At 44.2% G+C, this 18,838-nt stretch carries 19 protein-coding genes; 4 read left to right on the plus strand and 15 right to left on the minus strand.

Going from position 1 to position 18,838, the window contains the following annotated elements:
- Nucleotides 1-391: 391 nt before the first annotated feature.
- The 7 genes from AB4185_RS12960 to dusA form a co-directional block, all read right to left on the minus strand.
- Nucleotides 392-1,168 (minus strand): phosphoadenylyl-sulfate reductase, encoded by a 777-nt coding sequence (locus tag AB4185_RS12960; protein WP_017059954.1) that lies wholly within the window; start codon nt 1,166-1,168, stop codon nt 392-394.
- A complete protein-coding gene (gene cysI, locus AB4185_RS12965; RefSeq protein WP_065584776.1) occupies nt 1,161-2,888 on the minus strand; it encodes an assimilatory sulfite reductase (NADPH) hemoprotein subunit in 1,728 nt (575 codons plus the stop codon). The genes AB4185_RS12960 and cysI overlap by 8 nt, the downstream gene beginning before the upstream one ends.
- Entirely contained in the window at nt 2,888-4,753 is a 1,866-nt protein-coding gene (locus AB4185_RS12970) for an assimilatory sulfite reductase (NADPH) flavoprotein subunit (RefSeq protein WP_372135522.1), read from the minus strand. Before AB4185_RS12970 ends, cysI begins: the two co-directional genes overlap by 1 nt.
- Nucleotides 4,754-4,876: 123 nt before the next feature.
- Nucleotides 4,877-5,107, minus strand: a complete 231-nt coding sequence (locus tag AB4185_RS12975; protein WP_004735813.1) for a hypothetical protein — start codon at nt 5,105-5,107, stop codon at nt 4,877-4,879.
- A 192-nt stretch (nt 5,108-5,299) separates the two neighbouring features.
- A complete protein-coding gene (locus tag AB4185_RS12980) occupies nt 5,300-5,971 on the minus strand; it encodes a TIGR04219 family outer membrane beta-barrel protein (RefSeq protein WP_102333451.1) in 672 nt (223 codons plus the stop codon).
- Between the two features lie 135 nt (nt 5,972-6,106).
- A complete protein-coding gene (gene pspG / locus AB4185_RS12985; protein ID WP_017059950.1) occupies nt 6,107-6,328 on the minus strand; it encodes an envelope stress response protein PspG in 222 nt (73 codons plus the stop codon).
- 206 nt (nt 6,329-6,534) lie between these two features.
- On the minus strand, nt 6,535-7,515 hold the full coding sequence (gene dusA / locus AB4185_RS12990) for a tRNA dihydrouridine(20/20a) synthase DusA (protein WP_017063186.1): 981 nt from the start codon (nt 7,513-7,515) through the stop codon (nt 6,535-6,537).
- Between the two features lie 313 nt (nt 7,516-7,828).
- Between dusA and zur the strand changes: the two genes are divergently transcribed.
- Nucleotides 7,829-8,287, plus strand: coding sequence for a zinc uptake transcriptional repressor Zur (zur, locus tag AB4185_RS12995; protein WP_017059941.1), 459 nt, complete (start codon nt 7,829-7,831; stop codon nt 8,285-8,287).
- Nucleotides 8,288-8,304: 17 nt separating this feature from the next.
- Entirely contained in the window at nt 8,305-8,766 is a 462-nt protein-coding gene (locus tag AB4185_RS13000) for a chemotaxis protein CheX (RefSeq protein WP_017059940.1), read from the plus strand.
- Between the two features lie 153 nt (nt 8,767-8,919).
- Here the strand turns inward: AB4185_RS13000 and pgi are convergent, their stop codons facing one another.
- Nucleotides 8,920-10,572 carry a glucose-6-phosphate isomerase gene (gene pgi / locus AB4185_RS13005; RefSeq protein WP_372135523.1) on the minus strand — a complete coding sequence of 551 codons (1,653 nt, stop codon included), beginning with the start codon at nt 10,570-10,572 and terminating at the stop codon, nt 8,920-8,922.
- Nucleotides 10,573-10,898: 326 nt separating this feature from the next.
- Here pgi and AB4185_RS13010 point away from each other — a divergent pair, with 326 nt between their 5' ends.
- Complete coding sequence (locus AB4185_RS13010; RefSeq protein WP_372135524.1) at nt 10,899-11,318, plus strand: secondary thiamine-phosphate synthase enzyme YjbQ; 420 nt, start codon at nt 10,899-10,901, stop codon at nt 11,316-11,318.
- A 117-nt stretch (nt 11,319-11,435) separates the two neighbouring features.
- Here AB4185_RS13010 and AB4185_RS13015 read toward each other — a convergent pair whose 3' ends face one another.
- The 3 genes from AB4185_RS13015 to AB4185_RS13025 are packed head-to-tail and all read right to left on the minus strand — an operon-like array spanning nt 11,436 to nt 15,148.
- Nucleotides 11,436-12,641, minus strand: coding sequence for a BamA/TamA family outer membrane protein (locus AB4185_RS13015; protein WP_372135525.1), 1,206 nt, complete (start codon nt 12,639-12,641; stop codon nt 11,436-11,438).
- A gap of 23 nt (nt 12,642-12,664) precedes the next feature.
- On the minus strand, nt 12,665-13,750 hold the full coding sequence (gene alr, locus AB4185_RS13020) for an alanine racemase (RefSeq protein ID WP_017065624.1): 1,086 nt from the start codon (nt 13,748-13,750) through the stop codon (nt 12,665-12,667).
- Nucleotides 13,751-13,756: 6 nt separating this feature from the next.
- Nucleotides 13,757-15,148, minus strand: a complete 1,392-nt coding sequence (locus tag AB4185_RS13025) for a replicative DNA helicase (RefSeq protein ID WP_016767560.1) — start codon at nt 15,146-15,148, stop codon at nt 13,757-13,759.
- Between the two features lie 176 nt (nt 15,149-15,324).
- Here AB4185_RS13025 and AB4185_RS13030 point away from each other — a divergent pair, with 176 nt between their 5' ends.
- Nucleotides 15,325-16,242 carry a DUF481 domain-containing protein gene (locus AB4185_RS13030; RefSeq protein WP_372135526.1) on the plus strand — a complete coding sequence of 306 codons (918 nt, stop codon included), beginning with the start codon at nt 15,325-15,327 and terminating at the stop codon, nt 16,240-16,242.
- 180 nt (nt 16,243-16,422) lie between these two features.
- Here AB4185_RS13030 and rplI read toward each other — a convergent pair whose 3' ends face one another.
- The 4 genes from rplI to rlmB form a co-directional block, all read right to left on the minus strand.
- Nucleotides 16,423-16,875, minus strand: a complete 453-nt coding sequence (gene rplI, locus AB4185_RS13035; RefSeq protein ID WP_010434182.1) for a 50S ribosomal protein L9 — start codon at nt 16,873-16,875, stop codon at nt 16,423-16,425.
- Between the two features lie 38 nt (nt 16,876-16,913).
- Nucleotides 16,914-17,141: a 30S ribosomal protein S18 gene (rpsR, locus tag AB4185_RS13040; protein ID WP_000090472.1), complete on the minus strand. Its 228-nt coding sequence runs from the start codon at nt 17,139-17,141 to the stop codon at nt 16,914-16,916.
- A gap of 112 nt (nt 17,142-17,253) precedes the next feature.
- Nucleotides 17,254-17,643: a 30S ribosomal protein S6 gene (gene rpsF, locus AB4185_RS13045; protein WP_004741278.1), complete on the minus strand. Its 390-nt coding sequence runs from the start codon at nt 17,641-17,643 to the stop codon at nt 17,254-17,256.
- 277 nt (nt 17,644-17,920) lie between these two features.
- The gene (gene rlmB / locus AB4185_RS13050; RefSeq protein WP_017063180.1) at nt 17,921-18,661 is read right to left on the minus strand and encodes a 23S rRNA (guanosine(2251)-2'-O)-methyltransferase RlmB; all 741 of its coding nucleotides are present in this window, start codon (nt 18,659-18,661) and stop codon (nt 17,921-17,923) included.
- Nucleotides 18,662-18,838 lie beyond the last annotated feature (177 nt).

The following is an 18,838-nucleotide window of genomic DNA, read 5'->3' on the forward strand; positions in this document are numbered from 1 at the left end:
GTGACTTACATCACTTCGGAAGAGGCGGCCATTCTAGCGATTTAATTCTCAGTGTCAAACACTTATTTGGAATTAATTCCTACTTTCTAAAAGTAGAAGCGAATCATCGCTTAAAGCTAGTTGCCTTACTAACATTTCTCGCTGAAGCCTTGTGGCGTCTGCCGTGTCAGTGAGGCGGCATTATAGAGATGTTCATCACATTGGCAAGTGTTTATTAAAGAAAGATGCAAAAATAACGATTACATGGCGAATAAACACTCAAAGTCTTATTTGTGCAAGTTTAACTACAGAGTACTTACAAAATAACCACAGACTTATCCACAATTGATCTAATTTTCATCCTAGAAAACAAAAAAGCTGCCTCATGGCAGCTTTTTAAATGGCAACGAGTCTAAATCCCAGAACCATATTGCTCTCCATCATCTTCATGGAGACCACATTCGCGTTTCAACCCATTAAAACGAGTTTCCTCTTCAGTCATACCCGGTTCCCACTTCTTAGTTGTATGTGTATCTCCAACAGAAAGGTAACCCTGCTCTCGAAGCGGGTGATAACCGAGACCATGCTCTTCTAGGTAATAGTGAACATCTTTATTCGTCCAATCGATTACCGGCAAAAATTTAAACACACCATTTTGGATAGATAAGATTGGCAAATTTGCACGCGATTGAGATTGCTCTCTTCTTAAACCGGAAAACCATGTCCCAGCCTCGAGCTCATCCAACGCTCTTCTCATCGGTTCAACTTTATTAAGCTTGTTGTACTTCTCTATCCCTTCTATACCTTGATCCCAAAGTTTTCCATATTGCGCTTCTTGCCAATTAGGGCTCTGTTGGGCGCGAAAGACTTGAAGGTTTAGAGTCAACTTCTGACTTAACTCATCAATAAAGCGATAGGTCTCCGGAAATAGATACCCTGTGTCAGTCAAAATAACCGGAATATCTGGTTTTGCTTGGGTCACTAGGTGCAACATCAATGCTGCTTGGATTCCGAAACTAGAAGACACAACATGTGTCCCTTCTAAATTATCTAAAGCCCACTTAACTCTTTCTAATGCGGTTAGCTGCTCTAACTCTGCGTTGATTTGTCCAAGACGAAGTATTTGCTCCGTCTTAGTCAATGCGAGTAGCTCTGCTAACTTCAATTTTGAAGCGACAGAATTATGCATGCAGATCCCTCTTGGAAATGATCACCTCTTCGATGATGCCAGCTCGGATTGTAAAATCACCGAACCCTTCTTTGTCGTTGCGTTCTGTAGCCCAACGTCCCACCAGCGCATCAATCTCTTCTAAGATCTGAGCTGATGTGATGTTCTCTTTATACATCTTAGGGATACGAGTTCCGGCCTTGTTGCCACCTAGGTGCATGTTGTAACGCCCCGGAGCCTTACCCACTAAACCAAGTTCAGCCAACATTGCACGACCACAACCGTTTGGACAACCTGTGATTCGAAGGATGATGTTATCTTCTTCTGGTAATCCATGTTTTTTCAGAATGTCTTCAACATCCGTTACAAACTCAGGAAGAAAGCGCTCAGCTTCTGCCATTGCTAAAGGACATGTTGGGAAAGCCACACACGCCATTGAGTTTTTACGTTGCTCTGAAACAGCATCATCCATCAAGCCATATTGACGCGCCAGTTTTTCAATCTTGGCCTTTTGACTCGTCGACACACCCGCAACAATTAGGTTTTGGTTTGCAGTCATGCGGAAGTCACCTTTGTGGATCTTCGCTATTTCAGCAACACCTGTTTTCAGAGCTTTACCCGGAAAATCAAGTAAACGACCATTCTCGATGAATAACGCCAAGTGGTGCTTACCATCAATGCCTTCCGCCCAACCAATGCGATCACCACGGCCAGTAAACTCATAAGGACGGCTTTCAGAAAATTCTACGCCTGCACGCTTTTCTACTTCTGCTTTGAATACATCAATACCAACACGGTCTAGTGTGTATTTGGTTTTTGCATTCTTACGGTTTGAACGGTTACCCCAGTCACGCTGAGTCGTTACCACCGCCGCTGCTACATCTAACGTTTTATCTAATGGCACAAAACCAAAGTCGTCAGCTTTACGTGCATAAGTAGAGGTATCACCATGTGTCATAGCAAGACCGCCACCGACTAACACATTAAAGCCCACCAGCTTTCCGTCTTCAGCAATAGCAACAAAGTTAAGATCGTTAGCATGGACGTCCACATCATTTTGCGGAGGAATGACAACCGTCGTCTTGAACTTACGCGGTAGGTAGTTGCTACCAAGGATAGGTTCTTCATCCGTTGTTTCTAGTTTTTCACCATCTAACCAGATTTCTGCATAAGCACGAGTCTTCGGTAATAGATGTTCACTGATCTTTTTCGCCCACTCGTAAGCTTCTTGATGAAGTTCAGATTCAACCGGGTTTGTCGTACATAGAACATTTCGGTTTACATCACCCGCTGTCGCAATTGAATCAATGCCAATGCTATTTAGCGTTTGGTGCATCAACTTAATGTTCGGCTTCAAGACACCGTGGAACTGAAACGTTTGACGAGTTGTTAGACGAATTGAACCGTAAGAGGTACTTTCGTCTGCGAACTTATCAATCGCCAACCACTGCTTAGGGGTAATGATGCCACCAGGCATACGAGCACGAAGCATGACGTTATGTAACGGTTCGAGCTTTTGTTTGGTACGTTCGTTACGAATATCACGGTCGTCTTGTTGATACATACCGTGGAAACGAATCAACTGAAAGTTATCAGCAGTAAAGCCACCTGTTATGCGGTCTTGGAGATCTTGTTCAATCGTACCGCGTAGGTTATTACTTTCACGCTTAAGACGCTCATTGTCAGCCAAAGGTCCAAGTACTTGACCTAGCACTTCTTGCTCTATTACTTGCTTGCTCATTAGTACACATCCCTTTGGTAACGTTTCGCTTTACGTAAATCATTAATATATTGTTCAGCTTGCTCGCGGCTCTGGTTGCCATGCTTTTCCGCTATCGAAACTAACGCTTCATGAACATCTTTAGCCATTCGAGTCGCATCGCCACAGACATAGAGGTACGCGCCCTCTTGCAGCCATTGCCACACCTGCTCTGCTTGTTCGATTAAACGGTCCTGAACATAAACCTTTTCTTTTTGGTCACGGCTAAAGGCAACATCGAGCTTAGTTAGCGCGCCAGACTTGAGGTACTTTTGCCATTCAACTTGGTATAAGAAATCTTGAGTAAAGGTACGGTCACCAAAGAACAACCAGCTTTTTCCTTCAGCATCATTGTTTTCACGCTCTTGAACAAAACTGCGGAACGGTGCGATACCGGTACCCGGGCCGACCATGATGATTGGTGTATTGTCGTCTTGTGGTAATTTGAAGTTATTGTTGTTCTCAACAAACACCTTCACTTCACCACCCTCTTCAAGACGTTGAGCTAAGAAGCTAGAAGCTCCGCCTAAACGAGACTCTTCGCCTTTTTGGTATTCAACCAAACCAACCGTCAAGTGAACTTCTTCATCTACTTCTGCTTGGCTTGATGCAATAGAATAGAGACGCGGTGTCAGCTTACGTAACAGGCCAATTAACTCATCAGCCGATAGCTTAGTTTTCTTCTCAGCTAAAACATCGACAACTTGAGTATTACCCGCGTATTCACGAAGCTTGTCTTTATCTTCCACCAGCTTGATTAACTTCTTGCTGCCCGATAACTCAGCAAACTTAGTCACAAGTTGAGGGTTTGAAGTGGTAATCTCAAATTTACTCACTAGCGCACTATGGATAGATAGATTCTCACCATCGACATCGACACTTTCGATACCCGATAACCCAACCTTAGAAAGAATCTGATTTGCGAGTTCTGAACTGTTTTCATACCATACGCCTAGCGCATCGCCGGGTTGGTAGGTAATGCCCGACTCATCAAGATCAATCTCGATATGACGAACATCTTTACCCGAGTCACGACCCGTGATCTTTTGACTGGTTAATAGTGTCGCTGTATATGGATTTTGTTTGGTGTATTGCGAATGACCGGCAGCTGCTTGGCCTACTGGTAACTGAACGATATCAGCCTCGGCACCTGTCGATAGCGTCTCTTTTACTTGCTCTAATGCTTTAGCGCGCCATTCCGTTGCTGATTCTTCGTAATCAACATCACAATCAAGGCGATCGACAAACGATTTCGCACCAAGCTTAGCGAGGAAGTTATCGAAGTCTTTAGCCGTTTGGCAGAAGAACTCATAGCTTGAGTCACCTAAACCAATCACACCGTATTGTAGGTTTGATAATTTTGGCGCTTTCTTCGATTGAAGGAATTCATGCAACTCAATCGCGTTATCAGGGGCTTCGCCCTCACCATTGGTTGAAGCGACGAAAATGACGTGTGTCTCTTTGGCTAAGTTCTTACCTTTATAATCACTCGCATCGAAAAGCTCGACGGCGATACCTAAGGCTTTTGCTTCTGCCTCGAGCGATTCAGCGACGCCTTTAGCATTACCGGTTTGAGAAGCGAAGATAATGCTGAGCTTACCCGCTGGCTTAGCCGCTACTGCAGCGGCCGCTTGAGCGATTGGCGCAGCAGCACCGACAGGCTGAGCTTGGCTCACTCCCCAAAGGTAACCACTGACCCATGCCTGTTGCTGTGAAGACAGTTCAGAAACAGTTTGCTGAAGATGACCCAATTGTTGGTCATTAAGTGGTGCTGCTAGCCCAGGTAACTCATTAGCCCCAGACTGTGCATTATTATTTTGTGAAGACTCTTTCTTATTTAAAGACATGGTCACGACATCCCTAATCATTGCGTGACGATAGATTAACCACTCCTTTTAATAACAAGAAAGAATAGAAAAGTATGTTTTATAACTTTTTGGAAGTAAAAACCGATTGAAACGCAAATTGACTTACTGGTTTTCAATACGCACTTGCTGAAAGCCAACCGCCATTGCCGATTTAGATGCTAGGTCTAAATCCGCGTAATGGCACTCTTCACCATGAACATCAGTAAGCAGAACAAAGCCACCTCCCATATGGCGAAACTCCACAACCCAAGACCCTTCTTGAATTGAGGGCTCTATGATCGCTTCAACTAACAGATTTTCTCTATATAAATTTCGTAATTCATTGAGTGTCATATTCCATCCCTTGCTTTGACCTCACTACATAGACCTTATAAGAATAGACGCAAATTGGCTCTCTGTATTAAGGATGGTCGAAAGTGATGAATGTGCTAACTAATTCCAGAAAGATATAATCAATAGATATAAAAAAACGCCACTTAATAAAGTGGCGTTCTTAAAATTCGTTCTAAATTTGCTTTATATGGCCTAGAAGCGCACTTCAGCACCAGCAAACCAACCATCGACCATGACAAAGCTCTTGCCTAATTCTGAGCTAAAGAACTCATCCGAATCTAAATCGATAACACGGTAACCACCACGCAGGGCAATTTCAGATTCTGATACTGGAATTCGGTACTGAACACCCGCCATCAAGTCAGTGCTCTTAATACCACTGCTATCACCGAACTCCATCGTACCAATGATATCGAAGTTAGTGTCCGGCACATTGATCTCTGCGTTACCGTAGAAGCTCCACGTGAACTCATCAAACGTCGATGTTTTCGCACCTGTTGCTTTTGGTTCAATGTAATTCGAGTTTGAGTATTGAGTAAACGTCACACCCGCATCGAAGTTCATCTGCTTGTGATCTAACAACGTGTAATAGAAGGTGTAGTCGTACTTATCGAAAGCCAATGAATCTGCATCAACAGAAGTATAGCGAAAGCTAGCGTTTGGTAGCATCGGGGCATTATGCTCAAATGCGAAATACAACGAAGGTGAGTTAGAATCGTCATCTTGTCTAACTTCGTTTAGCTTTGTACTTCCCCACCACATATCGGCACCGACTTTAGCCGTGTAAGAAAACTCTTCTTCAGCAGACACTGCTGAACTTAAAGATAGCATTCCCACTAAAGCAATTAATGGCATTTTATTCATTTGAGATAGCTCCAATTCCATATCGTAGTGCTAATTGTATGCACATTCATAGATTATTGGGGAAAATTCTACCACACATCTTAAATTCTAAAACGATAAACCGCTGACGAGTAAAGATTTGACGGCACGATGACCTTAGTAACGTCTCTGGTTAGAACTGTGTACAAAATTTTTGAAAAACCACACACCGATTGCAATCACGATCAACCAAGGCAGTAACTTAAACACGACGCCCATCATACCTAAGACCAACATGACTAATAACGCCACTCCGGTTGCAGCCAATACCGTCATAAACGTAATACCAGTGACAAGTAGAGTCGCAACGAAAATAAGAACAAATATTAATTCAAACATAATGGTCTCCCTAATGAGTTAATGACCTATCTTTCCTACTTTCTAACATTGCAGCTTCCATACCAAGTATGCCAACCCTATAAAATCCTTATTTATCAGATAAATAAAAAGCCACACATCTTCATGCGTGGCTTTTCGGAAACTTATAGTGGTAAATTTAACCTCTAGTGGCGAATTTAACCTTAAGTTTTTAACTTAGAGGGAGCTTAAACATTTAGCTCTTTAGGGATCTTAGCCAATGCTGTTTGCATCACTTCAATACCTGCACCTTTCTTATGTGCGTTTTCACTGATGTAGCGACGCCATTGTCTTGCACCAGGCATGCTTTGAAACAAACCAAGCATGTGACGAGATATGTGACCTAAGCTTGCGCCATTTGAAAGTTCACGCTCGATGTACGGGTACATCTCTTCGACAACCTGTGAGCGCTTCTTAATTGGTGTGTCTAAACCAAAGATCTGTTGATCAACTTCAGCCAAAATAAATGGGCTATGGTAAGCCTCACGACCAATCATCACACCATCAAGGTGTTGCAAGTGCTCCTTAGTTTGCTCAAGAGTAGTAATGCCACCATTCACGGCAATCACCAGATCAGAGAAATCTTTCTTGATTTGGTATGCACGATCATAATCTAGCGGTGGGATCTCACGGTTCTCTTTCGGGCTAAGGCCACTCAACCACGCTTTACGCGCGTGAATAGTAAATTGCTCACAGCCACCTTTTTCAGAAACCGTCGAAACAAACTTAGTTAGAAACTCATAAGAGTCTTGGTCATCGATACCGATACGCGTTTTCACGGTAATTGGAATATCAGTGACTTCTTTCATCGCTGAAACACAATCTGCCACCAACTCGGGCTCAGCCATCAAGCATGCACCAAATCGACCATTCTGAACTCGGTCTGAAGGGCAACCTACGTTAAGATTCACTTCATCATAACCGCGTTCACCAGCAAGCTTGGCACAAGCAGCAAGATCAACCGGGTTTGAACCACCGAGTTGAAGTGCAAGAGGATGTTCTTGCTCGTTATATTCTAGGAAGTCGCCCTTACCATGTAAGATCGCGCCCGTTGTTACCATTTCCGTGTACAGAAGAGTCTGCTGAGAAAGCAAACGGTGAAAGTAACGACAGTGGCGGTCAGTCCAATCGAGCATTGGAGCGACAGACAATCTACATGAATGTGTCATGGTAAAGTACCCTGGTAGCGAGTCAAAAAAATATGCTGGAATACCCAGCAAAAGCAAGGTCGGCTATTGTAAATGCTATGCCCTGTTTGTGCTATATGAACTTTACCTCATACTTTTTTATAAACCTATTCACCAGATCTCTAATTCAACCTCATTAATCAGTTATGCCTTGAGTCACACTGTCATTTTGAGTTACCTTGTCTTATTCAAAGTCGTGGGTCACAATACGCTCTGTACCTGACTTTAATAGAAATCATTGGCTCCCAAAACGTAGTAACCTAGAAATAGGGTTTGATTAGGGATGTCCGATTGAATGGTGAAAAATTTGGACCACACATTAATAGAGCAAGTTGAAGGGATATGCGCATCGCGAGGCGTTAGATTAACACCTCAAAGAAAGCGAGTGTTTGAGCTCATCCTCTCTAATAAAAAAGCCTCCAGTGCTTATGAATTATTAGAGCAGTTGAAAGTCAGTGAACCGCAAGCCAAGCCACCTACAGTATATCGCGCTTTGGATTTCTTGTTGGAGCAAGGTTTCATTCACAGAGTTGAGTCAACCAATAGCTTCATATGCTGCTGCTCTTGCAATGCCAACAAACATTTCTCCCAACTACTGATCTGCGATAAATGTGGCACTGTGATAGAACTGCAGGACGATGCGCTTGTCACCCTACTCGCCAGTAACGCTGAGAAGCATGGCTTTCAATTGACGAATCATGTCATTGAATCGCATGGCATTTGCCAATCTTGCTCCTCCGAGATGAAAGAATAAGATTATAGAAGAACATTATGCGCGCTGAATTTGTAAACCCGTTTTTAGCTTCTTTGATGAACGTATTAAAAACGATGGCTTCTCTAGAATTGAAGCCACAAAAACCGAGAGTTAAGAAAGATGAAATCGCTCGTGGTGATGTATCCGGCCTAATTGGTATGGTGGGTACACAATCTCGTGGCTCTATGTCGATCACCTTTGATGAAGGTCTCGCTCTCGAAATCATGGAAAACATGCTTGGTGAACGACCAAACGGCCTCAACGAAGAAGTGACCGATATGGTGGGTGAAATCACTAACATGGTGACTGGCGGTGCGAAACGTATTCTTGCGGAAAGCGGTTTTGACTTCGATATGGCAACACCAATCGTGGTTTCCGGTAAAGGTCATACGATTCGTCACAAGTGTGATGGGGCAATCATCATCATGCCTTTCTCATCTCAATGGGGTAATGCTTTCATCGAGATCTGTTTCGAATAACAGCTGTTTATTTCTAGCAGTACTGAGTATCAACTCAAAGAAGGTTGGCATCATGCCAGCCTTTTTTATTACCTGCGATTTAACCAATGCTTGCTATACAGATACAAAAGCGCCAACCCGAAGGTTGGCGTTTTTTTGGTGCTATCAACTCAATTAAGCTTTAAGCGCTTTAAATGCGTTGATTAGACCGTTTGTTGAGCTGTCGTGAGACGTTACTTGAGCATCGTCAGCAAGCTCTGGAAGAATTTGGTTTGCTAGTTGCTTACCAAGTTCTACACCCCATTGGTCGAAGCTGAAGATGTTCCAGATAACGCCTTGAACGAAGATCTTGTGCTCGTACATCGCGATTAGGTTACCTAAAGAGCGAGGGTTGATTTGCTTAACAAGAATAGAGTTCGTTGGACGGTTACCTTCAAATACTTTGAAAGGTACAAGCTCAGCCACTTCTTCAGCTGTTTTGCCAGCCGCTAGGAATTCAGCTTCCACTGTCTCTTTTGTCTTACCGAATGCTAGTGCTTCAGTTTGAGCAAAGAAATTAGACATCAACTTCTGGTGGTGATCAGATGCTGGGTTGTGGCTGATAGCAGGAGCAATGAAGTCTGATGGGATCAGCTTAGTGCCTTGGTGAATCAGTTGGTAGAAAGCGTGCTGACCGTTTGTACCTGGTTCACCCCAGATGATAGGACCAGTTTGGTATTCTACTGGATTGCCGTCACGGTCAACAAATTTACCATTCGATTCCATGTTGCCTTGTTGGAAGTAAGCCGCAAAACGGTGCATATATTGATCGTAAGGTAGAATTGCTTCTGACTCAGCGCCGTGGAAGTTGTTATACCAAATACCGATAAGCGCAAGGATTACTGGAATGTTGCTTTCAAACTCAGTTGAAGCAAAGTGGTTATCCATCTCGTGAGCACCTTCTAGTAGCTCAACGAAGTTATCGAAGCCAACAGATAGTGAGATAGAAAGACCGATTGCAGACCATAGTGAGTAACGACCACCAACCCAGTCCCAGAATTCGAACATGTTGTCAGTATCAATACCAAACTCAGCGACCGCAGTTGCGTTAGTTGATAGTGCTGCGAAGTGTTTAGCTACGTGTGCGTTGTCACCCGCTTCAGCCAAGAACCAATCACGTGCAGAGTGCGCGTTAGTCATTGTTTCTTGAGTCGTGAATGTTTTAGATGCCACTAAGAATAGCGTTGTTTCTGGGTTAAGAGGCTTAAGTGTCTCAACGATGTGAGTGCCATCTACGTTAGAAACGAAGTGCATGTTTAGGCGAGTTTTGTATGGCGTTAGTGCTTCAGTCACCATGTATGGACCAAGATCCGAACCGCCGATACCGATGTTGACAACATCAGTGATCTCTTTACCGGTGTAACCTTTCCACTCACCAGAAACGATACGGTGTGTGAACAGTTCCATTTTTGCTAGTACTGCATTAACTGCTGGCATTACGTCTTTGCCATCAACCATTACTGGCTTATCGCTACGATTACGTAGAGCAGTGTGAAGTACTGAACGACCTTCAGTCTTGTTGATTGCATCACCGCTAAACATAGCTTCAATTGCAGACTTAACTTCAGTCTCATTTGCAAGAGCAAATAGGTGCTGCATAGTTTCAGCATCGATAAGGTTCTTAGAGTAATCCACTAAGATGTCCGAACCGAAACGAGTAGAAAAGCTCTCGAAACGCTTTGCATCTTGAGCAAATAGTTCTTTCATATCCATATCTTGAGCAGACTCAAAATGTGCAGTTAGAGCTTTCCACGCTTGTGTTTGCGTTGGGTTGATATTTTTCAACATGGTATCTATCCCGATATTACTGTAGGTTTTATTCTAGACGTCACCTAAGTGATGAATAGAACCCCCGATTAGGCGAAAGTTTATATTTTTCTATGATGACCAGACCGCATCACCACTGAAAGATTCTTTGTAATTTTTTTTCACGACGTATTATGCCGTATATGAAGAGCGCCACCTTGAGATAAATCAGGATTCGATTTCCTGATAGAGAGATCGATGCTGACTCAGGCTCTAACATAATTAAATGTGAGCGATAGCTGATAAATTCAAGTTCAAAAGATAGCGTTAAACCACTTTTTTTCCAAACACATTATAAAGGATGGCGTATGTGGATTCAGAAGACTATACACCTAAATGCACGAAAGCGTGGATTTCATCTCATTACTGATGAAATTGAACAACAGATAAACGATATCAATTCTCTATCTGTTGGTTTATTACATCTTTTTCTTCAACATACTTCTGCCAGCCTCACACTCAATGAGAACGCCGATCCGACGGTTCGCCGCGACATGGAATCACACTTCAATAAGTTCGTACCCGAGCGAGCGCCCTACTACAGACACACCTATGAAGGTGATGATGACATGCCTGCCCACATTAAAGCATCGACACTTGGCACCAGTGTGACAATACCAATTAGCAATGGTCGTTTAGCTTTAGGTACATGGCAGGGCATTTACTTAGGAGAGCACCGAGATTGTGGTGGAAGCCGAACTGTGATTGCTACGATGCAAGGTGAGTAGACTGCTTGAAAACAAGATCTCCTTAATAAAAACAATATCTTGTTAATAAAAAAGAGTGGTGTGTTTCCACGACCACTCTTATCAAGATAGTATTTGGCCTACTGTAGGCCGAAAGCTTTAGAAGGGCTGGTTTATCATAACCCTAAAGGTTCCTTCATCACCGCCTCGCGCTAATTCTGCACGAACAACAATGCCTTCCACTTGAAAACGAACCGCGCCGCCTAAGCTCCATTTCATATCGGTGTGCAATTCTTTGATATCGTACTCATCAGCCACACGCCCTACTTCGGCGAATGCGACCCATTGCCACCAAGGCAGGTCGTAGTAGTTGATCAGCGGAATATCACCGAGTGGCTGCCAATCTGGGAGCACTCGATACTCAGCAGAATAATGAACTGCAGAGCGACCGTGATAACGACCTCCGGTATAACCTCGTAAACGATACAAGCCACCCAATCGAGCTTGCTCCGTTTCTGGTGGGCGAGCACAATCTTGCCCAGAGCAGTTATCCCACGTTGGCGTGTCAGCGGTATAGAAATCAAATGCTAAAACTTGTTGATCGAATAAGTCCCCTAAAGGACCTAAAGCAAAGTACTGGCTATTTTGGAAGGTCCACTTAAGCCACAAGTCATCGTTAGACCAACTCTCTGCGCCAGTGGTGAACTCAAGGTTAGTGTGAGAACCTCTGGTCGGGTTGCGTGTGCTATCACGGTTATCCCAATCAAACGCCAAACTAAAGCCTGTTGCCTCTTCGGTATTATTTAAACCTTCCAACTCACGAGCAGTATAAAAAGGCGTAAATAGAATCGAACTGACACCCGATTCGATTGGCGAAGCAAAGCTCACATCTTTGATTGGCTGAAAAGCACCGAGTAAACCGTGTTCTGCAACGTTGCCCAAAGGTAGCAAATACTTAAACTCAAACTGATAGTTTTGCTCTAAGCCATCAGCAATGGTTTTGTCATCGATAGATGAATCATTATCGCCTTGAGAACCAATGTAATACGGGTTGTCGTTGAAGCGCGCTTGATACATCTGAGTGCTAAACAATACGTTCTCAGACAAGGCATAGTTAAAAGCCGATAGAAAACCGACGTAACTGTCTTTGTCTGAATAGAGTGCCATACCAAACAGAGCGGCTTGAGGTTGCCAAACACCCTTTGCGACACCCGCAACCCCAAAGGTGTTACCCATGGTTTCGGTGCTGAAGTAGAAAGGAACAAAGGCTGAATCTTTTTCTTCACTCACAGCGGAAGAAGAAAAGCTGACACCGAGTAATGTCATTGCAGACATTAGCCAGCTTCGAGTCGTTCGCTTGAACATAATTTACTTATCAAGATCCATGATTACTTCACATATTCCATCGCAACACGCGAAGTCAGCTTAGTGACTAACTCGTAAGCGATAGTGCCGATATGTTCAGCCACTTCTTCTGAAGGTAAATCTTTACCCCACAGAGTCGCTTCATCGCCGACTTTATCTGCCGCATCAGGGCCTAGATCAACCGTTAGCATGTCCATTGACACACGTCCTGCGATCGGTACTTTTCGACCGTTAACGAACACTGGAGTACCGTTAGGTGCAGTACGAGGATAACCATCACCGTAACCAATCGCGATAACACCAACCTTGGTATCACGTTCACTGGTCCAGTTTCCGCCATAACCCACACTTTCACCGGCTTTCACATCGCGAACGGCAATTAGGTGTGAGGTCAGGGTCATCACAGGCAAAAATCCAAGCTCTTGCGCTGATTTATCAACAAACGGAGAGACACCGTAAGATATGATTCCCGGACGAACCCAATCAAGGTGGCTGTCTGGCCAAGCGAGTAAACCCGCAGAGGCAGCAAGTGAACGCTCCCCTTCACAACCTTCAGTAAGCGACAAGAAAAGCTCTGTCTGTTCAACGGTGGTTGCTCTATCCAGTTCATCAGCACAACCGAAGTGGCTCATGTAACGTAGAGGTTTGGCAACATTCGCACATTGATGCAAACGCTCAACAAAGTTTTGGTATTGCTCAGGGCGAACACCTAATCGGTGCATACCACTGTCGACTTTTAGCCATACCACAACGGGTGTTTCCAAATCCGCATTCTCTAGCGCGCTTAATTGCTCTTCACAATGCACCACCGTTTGAATGTTATTGGTCACCAAGATTGGCAAATCGCCCGAAGAGTAAAATCCTTCCAGCAACAAAATAGGTTTAACAATGCCACCAGCACGAAGTTGTAACGCTTCTTCAATACGCGCCACACCAAAAGCATCAGAGCTTTTTGAATGCTTGGCTATATGCAGTAAGCCGTGTCCGTAGCCATTGGCTTTCACAACAGACATGACCTTGCACTGAGGAGCCTTCGACTTTATCTGGTTCAGGTTATGTTCGAGCGCGTTTAAGTCAATGCTCGCCGTCGCCGCTTTCATGTAAGTCATTAGCGATTACTCATCATCAAATGCAGGGCCTGCATAGTTATCAAATCGGGAGTGTTGGCCTTGGAACGTAAGACGAACAGAACCGATCGGACCGTTACGTTGCTTACCAAGGATGATCTCAGCAATGCCTTTCAAGGAACTATCTGGGTTATAAACCTCATCACGATAGATGAACATGATCAAATCGGCATCTTGCTCAATCGAACCTGATTCACGCAAATCCGAGTTTACTGGGCGCTTATCAGCACGTTGCTCTAGGGAACGGTTAAGCTGAGAAAGTGCCACAACCGGAACGTTGAGCTCTTTTGCTAACGCTTTCAATGAGCGAGAAATCTCGGCGATTTCAAGAGTACGGTTATCAGATAACGAAGGTACACGCATTAATTGAAGGTAATCTATCATGATCATAGAGATACCATCGTGTTCACGAGCGATACGTCGAGCACGAGAACGCACTTCTGTTGGCGTTAGACCCGAGCTGTCATCGATATACATATTCTTCTTATCCATCAGAATACCCATACTCGACGAGATACGAGCCCAATCTTCATCATCTAGCTGACCAGTACGAATCTTGGTTTGGTCTACGCGAGAAAGTGACGCAAGCATACGCATCATCAGCTGTTCGGCTGGCATCTCTAGCGAGAAGATTAAAACCGGTTTGTCTTGCTTCATCGCCGCGTTTTCACACAAGTTCATCGCAAATGTGGTTTTACCCATCGATGGACGAGCAGCAACAATAATTAAGTCAGAGCCTTGTAGACCTGCTGTTTTCTTGTTGAGGTCGTTGAAGCCAGTATCGACACCTGTCACACCATCTTGCGGCGTTTTGTATAGGATCTCGATACGTTCTAGCGTCTTCTCTAGAATGCTATCAACGTTTTGTGGACCTTCGTTTTCACTTGCACGGCCTTCGGCAATCGCGAAGACTTTACTTTCAGCAAGATCAACCAGCTCTTCCGAAGTACGACCTTGAGGGTCATAACCAGAATCAGCAATCTCATTCGCGACACCAATCAGGCTACGAACAAGTGCACGTTGCGCTACGATATCCGCATACGCATTGATGTTTGCGGCACTTGGTGTGTTTTTCGCTAAGTCAGCAAGGTAAGCAAAGCCACCCACTTCTTCAAGTTGCTCACGCAGCTCTAAATGTTCAGAGAGTGTAATAAGATCCAGAGGAGAACTTTCTTCAAGGATATCCTTTACCGCTTCAAAGATCAGACGGTGAGGACGGCTATAAAAGTCTTTGGCCACAACCTTTTCGGCAACTGTATCCCAGCGTTCGTTATCTAATAACAAACCGCCAATAACAGATTGCTCAGCTTCTAATGAATGTGGCGGGACCTTGATGGCGTCCACCTGATCGTTGGCTGATTTCTGACTTTTGGTATCCACTATGACTACACTCAATAACTAATAATGATCGTTCATTATACCCAAGAACATCCGTTTGTAATCCGATCCTATGAGTTTGTTTTATTCTTCAGGAAGAATTTACCTATTGCTGACGGAATTAACCAAGGGTAGCATTACGATCCTGCCATTCACTCACTGTATAACTAGAGGTATGCGTGTCCAAATTATTGGCTCTGAGCACTGGTCTTCTGAGCTCTAGTCTTCTAAGCATCGGTCTCCTGATCACTCCGTTGGCCTTAGCTGATGATACTAAAGCCTCTGTTGATGCTAATACCTCTGTTGATTCTATTCTCGACTCTATAGTAGTTTCAGAACCTACTTCTGAGCCGATCGTCGTTGCACCGACACCTGAAGAAAAAGATATGGATATCGCACCGAGTGATACAAGTGATACAGAACTACCGAGCCCGCTAAAAACGGAAGTCGAATTTGGATATCAGTCGCATACTGGTAACTCTGATTCACGAGCGCTTAACGCACGCCTTAACGGTGAGTACACGGCTGGCCGTCATAGAACCAGTGGTGAATGGAAATACTACAACCTCTACAAAGATGGCGAAGAAGATAAAAGGCAATCGACTTACTCAGCTCAGAGTGACTACAAGTTAAGCCCTAAAACCTACCTTTACGGCAGTTTCAAAGGAGTCGACTCGAGATACAGTGCTTACTTTAAGGACTACACAATTTCGAGTGGTCTGGGTTACCAGTTTTCGAATACCGAAGAGTTTGTATTGGAAGTCGAAGTGGGCCCAGGTTTTCGTTACCAAGAGCCAAACCTCGATGAGATCGACGATGATGACATCATCTTCCCAGAGATTGTTGAAGAGGCAATTTTCCGTGGCAACGTGAATACGTCATGGCAGGTGTTGAAGAATTTGCAGCTCAAGGCAGACGTGACGCTTGTCTCTGGTCACAGTAACCTAAAGTTTGATACTGAGTTAGAAGCCATCAACGATATTACTGACAATATCGCGCTGAAGATCGCTCACTCTCGCCAGTACCACGATAAAGTGCCTGAAGGCTTAAGCAAACAAGACTCTGTTCTATCGATCAACTTGCTCTTCCAGTTCTAATCTTAGGCCACCTCTAACCTTGAGAACAACTTGTTCAGCAATAACAGCTTATGGATCACCGTAAGCTTTTTACCTACTGTAGCCCTTCCTTGTACTTTCCTATATTCCAGACATAAAAAAACACCAGCCGAAGCTGGTGTTTAAAACTTTCAAAAGAAAGAATTCGTCTTGGTACTGAAATTACTCAGCTGCAACGATAGCGATTTTCGCAGTAGCAAAAACTTCAGAGTGAAGTTGGATGCTTACTTCGAATTCGCCGATGTTACGTAGAGCGCCTTCAGGTAGGCGTACTTCGCTCTTAGCTACTGCAACACCTGCCGCTGTAATAGCGTCAGCGATGTCACGAGTACCGATAGAACCGAATAGTTTACCTTCGTCACCAGCTTTAGAAGCGATTGTAACGCCTTCTAGAGTGTTAACGCTCTCTGCACGAGCTTCAGCAGCAGCTAGTTGCTCAGCAACTTTAGCTTCTAGTTCAGCACGACGAGTTTCGAACATAGCAACGTTGTCTTTAGTTGCCATAACTGCTTTACCCTGTGGGATAAGGAAGTTACGAGCGTAACCAGATTTAACGTTTACTTGGTCGCCAAGGCCACCTAGGTTACCGATCTTATCAAGTAGAATAACTTGCATTATCTTAGTCCTCTTAAACTATTATTAACTATTACCGATTACTGATGCTTGTCAGTGTACGGTAGTAGAGCTAGGTAACGAGAACGCTTGATAGCGCGAGCTAGTTGACGCTGGTACTTAGCGCTTGTACCAGTGATACGGCTAGGTACGATTTTACCAGCTTCAGTGATGTAGTTTTTAAGAGTTGCTACGTCTTTGTAGTCAATCTCTTGTACGCCTTCTGCAGTGAAACGGCAGAATTTACGACGACGGAAGAAACGAGCCATGGGCTATCTCCTGATCTTAAATTTAGTAAAGCGGTCTTTCACAATTATCGAAATAACTATCAATGACCTAAAACAAGTTGAGAATTTTTTAAGGCGTTAAGCCAAAAAAGAATTACTCAGCAGCTGCTTCTGGTTTAGCTTCTGTACGCTCTTCGCGACGAGGAGCACGCTCTGCACGCTCTTCTTTTTGCTTAAGCATAATAGATTGCTCAGTCACAGCGCCTTTAGTGCGCATGATCATGTTACGTAGAACTGCATCGTTGAAACGGAAAGCAGTTTCTAGCTCGTCAATCACTTCTTGACCAGCTTCAACGTTCATAAGAACGTAGTGAGCTTTGTGAAGCTTGTTGATTGGGTAAGCCATTTGACGACGACCCCAGTCTTCTAGACGGTGGATAGTACCGCCAGCTTCAGTGATAGAACCAGTGTAACGCTCGATCATGCCAGCAACTTGCTCGCTTTGATCAGGGTGAACCATGAATACGATTTCGTAATGACGCATTTGGTTGCTCCTTACGGATTATTAGCTTCCACGAGTGGCCCGGTCGTCCAGAGGAAGCAAGGAACTAAAGATAAATGACCGAGTTTTAAGGACGGCAAATGTTATAGAAAGAACCCGGTATTGGCAAGCGCTATTTGGTGAATAATGAAACAGTTTTTCTGTCGCCATCTAGCCATCCGACAAACCGATGGATTTTGCTATAACAGCCTAAAAAGAAACGCCCACCAGCAAGTGGTGAGCGCTAATAAATTCATAGACTTAAAGCAGCGTTAACGCATTACTGAGCTAAACGCTGTCTTACCGCTTCGAACAGGCAAATACCCGACGCCACAGAAACATTTAAGCTCGATACGCTACCTGCCATTGGAATCTTAATCAGATCATCGCAAGTTTCACGAGTTAAACGACGCATACCGTCACCTTCTGCACCCATAACTACCGCAAGAGGACCCGTTAGCTTCGCTTGATAGATATCATGCGTTGCTTCACCTGCCGTACCCACAAACCATACGCCCTGCTCTTGCAGTGCACGCATTGTGCGAGCTAGGTTGGTTACGCGCACGAGAGGAACCGTTTCAGCTGCGCCACATGCAACCTTGCTTACCGTTGCTGTTAACGGCGAAGAGCGATCTTTAGGTACGATAACAGCAGCGACACCTGCGGCATCCGCGTTACGTAGACAAGCGCCTAGGTTATGAGGGTCTGTTACGCCGTCTAGAACTAACAGCAAAGGCTGTTCGTGCTGCGCTAGGATATCGTCTAGGTGAGTTTCATTAAGCTGCTTAGCAGGCTTCACCTTAGCAATAAGACCTTGGTGATTCGCACCTTGTGCTTTTTCATCCAACGGCTTACGACCCATCTGTTGAATCGACACACCAAACTGTTGCAGTTGGTTCAGTAATGGAAGAAGACGCTCGTCTTGGCGACCTTTCAATACATACGCTTCGATAAAACGTGCAGGATCTTTTTCTAGTACGGCTTTCACCGCGTGAATACCGTAAATAAATTCGTTACTCATTGTCTCAACTTACTCTTATTGCTCAGAGATGAATGACATCAATGCCGATGCATCCACCTCTGTGTTGTTCATTTCGAGAGTAGCGTCTTGTGCCTGATACTCTCGCATTAAAGTCATTTCACACTAAATCAGTAGGCGCTAAACCTGATTAGCAGAGCGCCTTATTTAGCCTTAAGA

The sequence above is a fragment of the Vibrio sp. 10N.286.48.F5 genome (assembly GCF_041469785.1).
Classification (GTDB): Bacteria; Pseudomonadota; Gammaproteobacteria; order Enterobacterales; family Vibrionaceae; genus Vibrio; species Vibrio crassostreae_C.

Bases quoted from the DNA above. Each gene is read 5' to 3' on its own strand.
- AB4185_RS12960 (WP_017059954.1), bottom strand. From the start codon at position 1,168: ATGCATAATTCTGTCGCTTCAAAATTGAAGTTAGCAGAGCTACTCGCA.
- cysI (WP_065584776.1), bottom strand. From the start codon at position 2,888: ATGAGCAAGCAAGTAATAGAGCAAGAAGTGCTAGGTCAAGTACTTGGA.
- AB4185_RS12970 (WP_372135522.1), bottom strand. From the start codon at position 4,753: ATGTCTTTAAATAAGAAAGAGTCTTCACAAAATAATAATGCACAGTCT.
- AB4185_RS12975 (WP_004735813.1), bottom strand. From the start codon at position 5,107: ATGACACTCAATGAATTACGAAATTTATATAGAGAAAATCTGTTAGTT.
- AB4185_RS12980 (WP_102333451.1), bottom strand. From the start codon at position 5,971: ATGAATAAAATGCCATTAATTGCTTTAGTGGGAATGCTATCTTTAAGT.
- pspG (WP_017059950.1), bottom strand. From the start codon at position 6,328: ATGTTTGAATTAATATTTGTTCTTATTTTCGTTGCGACTCTACTTGTC.
- dusA (WP_017063186.1), bottom strand. From the start codon at position 7,515: ATGACACATTCATGTAGATTGTCTGTCGCTCCAATGCTCGATTGGACT.
- zur (WP_017059941.1), top strand. From the start codon at position 7,829: ATGGTGAAAAATTTGGACCACACATTAATAGAGCAAGTTGAAGGGATA.
- AB4185_RS13000 (WP_017059940.1), top strand. From the start codon at position 8,305: ATGCGCGCTGAATTTGTAAACCCGTTTTTAGCTTCTTTGATGAACGTA.
- pgi (WP_372135523.1), bottom strand. From the start codon at position 10,572: ATGTTGAAAAATATCAACCCAACGCAAACACAAGCGTGGAAAGCTCTA.
- AB4185_RS13010 (WP_372135524.1), top strand. From the start codon at position 10,899: ATGTGGATTCAGAAGACTATACACCTAAATGCACGAAAGCGTGGATTT.
- AB4185_RS13015 (WP_372135525.1), bottom strand. From the start codon at position 12,641: ATGTTCAAGCGAACGACTCGAAGCTGGCTAATGTCTGCAATGACATTA.
- alr (WP_017065624.1), bottom strand. From the start codon at position 13,750: ATGACTTACATGAAAGCGGCGACGGCGAGCATTGACTTAAACGCGCTC.
- rplI (WP_010434182.1), bottom strand. From the start codon at position 16,875: ATGCAAGTTATTCTACTTGATAAGATCGGTAACCTAGGTGGCCTTGGC.
- rpsR (WP_000090472.1), bottom strand. From the start codon at position 17,141: ATGGCTCGTTTCTTCCGTCGTCGTAAATTCTGCCGTTTCACTGCAGAA.
- rpsF (WP_004741278.1), bottom strand. From the start codon at position 17,643: ATGCGTCATTACGAAATCGTATTCATGGTTCACCCTGATCAAAGCGAG.
- rlmB (WP_017063180.1), bottom strand. From the start codon at position 18,661: ATGAGTAACGAATTTATTTACGGTATTCACGCGGTGAAAGCCGTACTA.